This window comes from uncultured Dialister sp., from assembly GCF_900541605.1.
Lineage (GTDB): Bacteria > Bacillota > Negativicutes > Veillonellales > Dialisteraceae > Dialister.
Genome location: NZ_UQKJ01000108.1, coordinates 1 through 6,475 on the forward strand (window position 1 = coordinate 1; position 6,475 = coordinate 6,475).

Annotated in this window: 4 protein-coding genes; 1 reads left to right on the forward strand and 3 read right to left on the reverse strand. The window is 56.3% G+C overall.

Annotated elements, in window-relative coordinates; translation table 11 throughout:
- The first annotated feature begins 481 nt into the window (after positions 1 to 481).
- Entirely contained in the window at positions 482 to 1,807 is a 1,326-nt protein-coding gene (gene brnQ / locus QZR21_RS07440; protein WP_296097808.1) for a branched-chain amino acid transport system II carrier protein, read from the forward strand.
- Between the two features lie 603 nt (positions 1,808 to 2,410).
- Here brnQ and QZR21_RS07445 read toward each other — a convergent pair.
- From QZR21_RS07445 to QZR21_RS07455, 3 genes are all read right to left on the reverse strand, one after another.
- Positions 2,411 to 3,343 (reverse strand): ROK family protein, encoded by a 933-nt coding sequence (locus QZR21_RS07445; RefSeq protein ID WP_296097810.1) that lies wholly within the window; start codon positions 3,341 to 3,343, stop codon positions 2,411 to 2,413.
- Between the two features lie 445 nt (positions 3,344 to 3,788).
- On the reverse strand, positions 3,789 to 4,253 hold the full coding sequence (locus QZR21_RS07450; RefSeq protein WP_296974691.1) for a hypothetical protein: 465 nt from the start codon (positions 4,251 to 4,253) through the stop codon (positions 3,789 to 3,791).
- Positions 4,254 to 4,826: 573 nt separating this feature from the next.
- Positions 4,827 to 6,164 carry an MATE family efflux transporter gene (locus QZR21_RS07455; RefSeq protein WP_296097812.1) on the reverse strand — a complete coding sequence of 446 codons (1,338 nt, stop codon included), beginning with the start codon at positions 6,162 to 6,164 and terminating at the stop codon, positions 4,827 to 4,829.
- Positions 6,165 to 6,475 lie beyond the last annotated feature (311 nt).

Below are 6,475 nucleotides of genomic sequence, written 5' to 3' on the forward strand. Positions count from 1 at the left end.
CCCAATCCCATCAGTTTCCATTAGCTAACCCCAGCCCGTTGGGCAGCCCCTTCCCAAGGAAGGGGCCTACTGCAGAGGCAATTGTCTGTTTGGGGGATAGAGTCATCAGGATCCCATCTGCGGCGAAGCCGCGGGACCTCAACTCTCAAATCTCAACTCTCAACTCTTTCTTTTCCTTGACTTACTATATTTATCATGCTAGAATACATTCAAGTCATACAAAGTAACAAGGATCGGAATCAGGCTTTGGAGTCTTCCCAGAGAGGCAGTAGATGGTGCGAACTGCTGGAGTGAAGGAGCCGCGTCAACCGGGAGTTCCTGCTCTGAGCCATAGGCCAGGAGCAGGCGGCAGTACCGTTATCGCTGAATCAAGTATGTGGACAAGGTGGTACCTCACAGATTCTGTGCCCTGTCGGATTTTTCCGGCAGGGCTTTTCTTATGTCCCGCCGGCAGTTATGTTCTGAAAAGGAGCTGTATGTTATGAAGAAATCGACCAATTCCCTCATCCCCATCGGGCTCATGCTTTTCGCCCTGTTCTTTGGCGCCGGCAACCTGATATTCCCTGTATTTATGGGACAGAATTCCGGCGTCAATACCATTCCTGCCACCATCGGCTTCCTTCTGACCGGCGTGGGCCTCCCTATCCTGGCGGTGGCGGCCATCGGCTATTCCGGCAGTGACCTCCAGGCCCTGGCTTCCCGGATCCATCCGAAGTACGCCGTTTTCTTCACCGTCCTCCTGTACATAACCATTGGGCCGGCCTTCGCCACGCCCCGTACCGCCACCACGTCCTTTGAAATCGCCGTGGCTCCCTTCTTCGGAAGTGCCATGAAGCAGATGGCCCTCTATGTTTTCTGCTTTATTTTCTTCGTCGTTTCCTGGTGGCTCTCCGTCACTCCTACGAAACTGGTGAATCGTATCGGCAAGGTCATTACGCCGGTGCTCCTCCTCTTCCTGGCACTCCTCTTTGTGTTCTCCATTATCCATCCCATGGGACCCTGGCAGCCGGCCACCGACAGCTACCGGGACGGTATAAAGGCCCTCACCCAGGGTTTCCTGGATGGCTACGGCACCATGGATGCCCTGGCAGCCTTCGTCTTTGGCATTATTGTCATCAATTCTGTCCGCCAGTACGGGGCGAAGACCAATGAAGAAGTGGCCCTGAGCACCCTGAAGAGCGGCCTCATCGCCGGTTTCTTCCTCGCCATCATTTACGTATTCCTCTGCTTCCTGGGCGCCTCCTCCGTCACCACCCTGGGCATGCAGGAAAACGGCGCCGGCGTCCTGGTCGGCAGCGCCCGGTACTACTTCGGCTCCTACGGCCGCATCGTCATGGGGGTCATCGTACTTCTGGCCTGCCTCACCACCAGCGTAGGCCTCATCACCGCCTGCGGCGAGTACTTCTCCCGCCTCATTCCGGCCCTGTCCTACTCCATGTGGGTGTCCGCCTTCTCCATCGCTTCCTTCTTCGTTGCCCTCTTCGGCCTCACCACCATCATCAAAGCCGCCATTCCGGTGCTCATGTTCCTTTACCCCCTCACTATTTCCCTGGTACTCCTCACCTTCACCCATGCCCTCTTCGGCGGCTACCGGTCCGTATACCGCATGGCCACCCTCTTCACCTTCGTTCCTTCCCTCTATGACGGCATTCACACCGCCGGCCTGTCCCTGGGAGCCCTGGACAGCCTCATGGCTTCCCTGCCCCTCGCCAGCTACGGCCTTGGCTGGGTCTCCTTCTGCATCGCCGGCCTCATCATCGGTGCCATAGCCTCCCGCTTCTCCAGCGCCAAGGCAGTGCAGGAGTAGCCGCGAAGCGGCAATCCATCCTGCGGCTTTGCCGCGGCCCTTCTCCAAGGGCCTGCATGCTGGCGGGTATCTTATAATATTGAGGATATAGGTCAGGCAAGTGCCCCCTTAGAGAAGGGGGCAGCCCAAAGGGCGGGGGATGGATTCGCCGCGAAGCGGCTGGTATTTTATCAGAAAACGGTCTGAGCAGCTTTAGCGAGAGCCCCCTCCGTCGCCTGCGGCGCCACCTCCCCCATAGATGGGGGAGGTAAGGTAAAAGATGCAGTAGCTCCGCCGCTGCTGGAATCCTGATGACTCCAGCCCCTAAACGGACAAATGACTCTACAGTAGGCTCCTTCCTTGGGAAGGAGCTGCCCACGTGAGCGCAGGTCCTGCAGAGGACCTGCGAGGCCGGCCCAAGTTGGCGCTTATACTGCACATTAAAGCGCTTTCCTTTCGGGGCCGGCCATGAGGTTAGCTGATGGGGACTGATGAAAGCGCCGCAGGCGAATCAGCTTTCCTAGAAGCTAGCAGCCAGCAGCTAAAAGCCCCGCCTGTTCGCACGACTCCCATCCACATATGAAAAAAGCTCCATCGGTTTCCCGATGGAGCTTTTTTCATCTCTTATTCATGATTTGCATTTTCCCAGGCCCGTTTGCCCAGTTCGATGGCCCCCGTAAGGCCGGCGTGGTCTCCCAGGGCCGGCGGTACGATGTATTCTGCCAGGCGGCTGTCCACCATATCCGAATGGATGTAGCCGGCCAGGTTCTTCTTCACTTCCGCCCGTACCATGTCGAAGAGCCCTTCCTGGTGCATGACGCCGCCGCCGATGATGATCCGGTCCGGCGAATAGAGGAGTACCAGGTTTGATACCCCCTGGCCCAGATAGTAGGCTTCCATTTCCCAGACTTCCTTCCGGTTGTGGAGCGTTTCTCCCGGAGCGCCCCAGCGCTTCTGGATAGCCGGTCCGCAGGCATAGCCTTCCAGGCACCCGCCGGGGAGGAAGGAATCCTTATGGAAGGGGCAGCTCCCTTCATAGGTATCCTTCGGATGACGCTGGATGAGCATGTGCCCCGCTTCCGGATGGACGAGGCCGTGGAGCAGTTTTCCATCGCAGTACAAGCCTACGCCGATACCGGTACCTACGGTCATGTAGGACACCACAGGGCATCCCATGCCGGCGCCGTATACCGCTTCTCCCAGGGCCGCCCCGTTCACGTCCGTATCAAATTCGATAGGTACCGAAAGGGCCCTGGCAAAGGGACCTACGAAGTCCACATCCTGCCAGCCCTTCTTCGGGGTGGCTTTGATGTACCCGTAGGTGGGAGAATCTTTCTTCAGGTCCAGGGGCCCGAAGCTTGCAATTCCCAGTGATTCGATGGAATACTGCTTGAACCAGTTAATAATTTCCGGGAGCACCTGGGCCGCCGTGGTGGTGGGGAACCGCATTTCCGAAAGAATCCGGATCTTCCCATCCCTCACTTCACCTACGCCGCAAATAATCTTGGTACCGCCTGCTTCTATGCCGCCAATTAAAATTTTGACACGCCTCCTCATACGAAAAAGTCACTCGTATCAGTGTATAATATATGGCTCTTTTTTTCAATGAAAAAAGAAAGAGTTGAGGAAAGAGAGTTGAGAGTTGAGGTCCCGCGGCTTTGCCGCAGAACGGATGCTGATGTGCAGAGTCATTGGCCCGGTGTTTCCGTCACCCATCATGCCGTAAGCTGTTCAGCTTTCCTAAGAGCTAGGGAAGCGCTGATTAATTCGCAGAGTCAGATTTTATAAGGATTTTTATGCACTGCTTCGTCATAACTCTCCTTAAATAGCTCGCTATTCGCGTCGAGTTATTCCTCGCATTGCATAAAAATCCAAGAATAAAATCTGACAACGATTTAATCAGTGCTTCCCTAGAGGCTAAAAGCTAGAAGCCCCCGCCCGTTCGCACGTGAGATTAGCTTCCCCGTGCCACAGCCGGACCTCAACTCTCAACTCTCAAATCTCAACTCTTTTTCTCAAAATGCACCCGTCCCATCACCTTTTCCGCCGCCTCCGGAGGCAGATGGGTGGCACCGTAGGCCCAGGTTTTATCTCCTACCGGGAACAGGTAATAATCCACCATGCCCTCAGGACCGGCGGCGCTGAAGAAAATATAAGAATCCTCATCCCTGTGGATTTCCGAGGGCACCTTGCTGACGCTCTTCTTCTGGGCTATGGCCATGTCCTTCGTAATGAAGGCGAACCGTATCATGACCTTCTTCTTCTGGTACACCATGAGTACCCCATTCACATAGTCAATGTCAAAATGATCGCCGCCGTCCAGGGTCACATCGATTTTCTCCCCCGTATCCGGCGTAATGGTGATGGTCTTCTTCTCACTGCCGCAGGCAGAAAGCCCCAGAACCATCACAAAAAGGGAAAGCAGAACCAGTCCCCGCTTCCACCATTGCCGTATATATGAAATCATCGCAATCATCCTCCCAACCTTTCTCCATTGGGTATTGTAGCACAAGGCCAGCGGCTTCGCCGGAAAAAGATAGAGTTGAGAGTTGAGGAAAGAGAGTTGAGGCTCAGCGATGCCACCGCTGAGACAATAGATGCCCACAGGTGCCCGGCGCCGGAATTCCGACCGCAGACCAGTGGGCATTTTTAGCTATCATCTCTCAGAAAAACGGACTCTACTCTAACTCGTCATTTCGAGCGGTGGGAGCATGCTACATAAGAATACAGCCCAAAACCGCTACAGCTTCGAGGAGCCCCGAAATCTTTCTTGTGGTCGGGAATACAGATCTTTTCTCTCTACTTTCAGGAGTTGTAACACCGTCACAGGCATTTACCCGGGAGATTTCTCGACTCTCTCTCACATACGATTCTTATGGTTACTATCGTCACGGCGCTTACCACCGCTCGAAATGACGATATGCGGTAAGAGTCAGTAACAGGGGAAACCGGCTGGCGGTGGCCAGTCAGTGCCATGGGTTGAATCAACCCATCCAACCTTCTCAACCATTCCAACCTGCCCCATTGTCTCACTAACCCACTACCTCCCATTTTCCACCAGTGCCATGGAGCATCCTTTGGCCGACAGCCGGGCCACCAGGAAGGTGGCGCAGGCGGCGCGGATGACCTGGTCCAGGAGGAGGGCACACCAGGTCCCCAGGAGGCCCATGTCAAGTACGTAAAGGAAGAAGGCGGTCACCAGGGGGCGGAGGAAGGTGATGGAAACGAAGGAGTACGCCGCCACCTGGGCGGTCCGGCCGCTCCCCCGGAGGACACCGGCGCCCCAGATAGCCAAAGCCTCCGGGAAACTGACGATGGCAATGATCACCATGACCGTGCCGGACATGGCAAGTAGGGAGGGATCCTTCGAGTAGAAGGAGAAAATCTCATCGGAGAAAATGAGCACCGCCCCGCAGACCGCAGCAGAAAGGACGAGGCACCATTTGAGGCCGCAGGTCCGATAGGCCGCCCAGTCTTGCTGGCTTCCCCGGCCCATGGACTGCCCCGATGCCACCATGCCTGCTTTTCCGAATCCCATGATGAAGTCATAGTACACATCGCAGATATTCATGCAGATGCTGTGCACCGCAAAGGGCACGGTTCCCAGCCCCGCCGCCATGCGGGAGAAGAGGACCATGCCGATGCGTTCGCTCCCCTGCTCTCCCAGGATGCTTCCGAAAATGGGAAGCACCTCATGGAAGTAAGCCCGGTCCGGCAGGAAAGAGCCGCTCCGGAAAAAGCCTTTGGATTTCAGGAGACAGAAGGACGCCAGCAGGGTAAAGAGGGTGCCCACGATGGTACCGATAGCGGCTCCCCTGACGCCAAAGGCGGGGATGGGCCCCATGCCGGAAATGAGGACAAAGCTCAGGGCCCCATTGATACCGTTGCCGGCGATATTTGTCTTCATGATGGACGCCGTATCCCCATAGCCCAGCTGCACCGCCTGCAGGATAAGGGCCAGGGACGTGAAATACACGGACAGCAGCGCCGGCGCCCCATAGTCCAAAGCCTCCGCCATGTAGTCCGGCGATGCGCCCATGAGAGAGAATATGGGCTCCAGGAAGACGAAACAGGCCCCGTGGAAAATCCCCATCACCAGGGCACAGAGGAAGAGGGATTTCTTCAGGAGCGAAGATACCGCCTCCCGGTCATCCCTTCCCGCCAGCCGGGACACCACCAGGGTCACCGCGGAAGCCAGGGACCGGGAAAGGCAGAGCAGCACCAGCCGGGGCTGCAGGAAAATGCTGACGGCGGCCACGGAAAAACTCCCCAGCGCCCCCACCAGGATCAGGTCCGTGGAGGCGAGGAGAATCATGAAAAGCCCTTCCAGTGCGGCAGGCAATGCAATTTTCAGGTACTGTCTGTCAGAGTGATTCATAGGAGTTCCTTCGGTGATACTACTTCCGACTTGAAATGACTGTATTATACAAGAAATGAGAATTATTTTCAATTGTTTGGCAGATGGCCGGCCACCGTGCGTACGGGTGGGGGCTTCTGGCTTCTAGCTGTCAGCAGCCAGGAAAGCCCATCAGCCTGCGGCGATAGGCTGGTTAAGTTAGCGTGCGCACGGGCGGGGGCTTCTAGCTGCTAGCTGTTAGCGACTAGGAAAACACATCAGCCTGCGGCGCTTCCAACAGCTAACCTCCGTCTGCTTCGCAGCCACCTCCTTCCCAAGGAAGGAGGCTATCC

Bases quoted from the DNA above. Each gene is read 5' to 3' on its own strand.
- brnQ (WP_296097808.1), top strand. From the start codon at position 482: ATGAAGAAATCGACCAATTCCCTCATCCCCATCGGGCTCATGCTTTTC.
- QZR21_RS07445 (WP_296097810.1), bottom strand. From the start codon at position 3,343: ATGAGGAGGCGTGTCAAAATTTTAATTGGCGGCATAGAAGCAGGCGGT.
- QZR21_RS07450 (WP_296974691.1), bottom strand. From the start codon at position 4,253: ATGATTTCATATATACGGCAATGGTGGAAGCGGGGACTGGTTCTGCTT.
- QZR21_RS07455 (WP_296097812.1), bottom strand. From the start codon at position 6,164: ATGAATCACTCTGACAGACAGTACCTGAAAATTGCATTGCCTGCCGCA.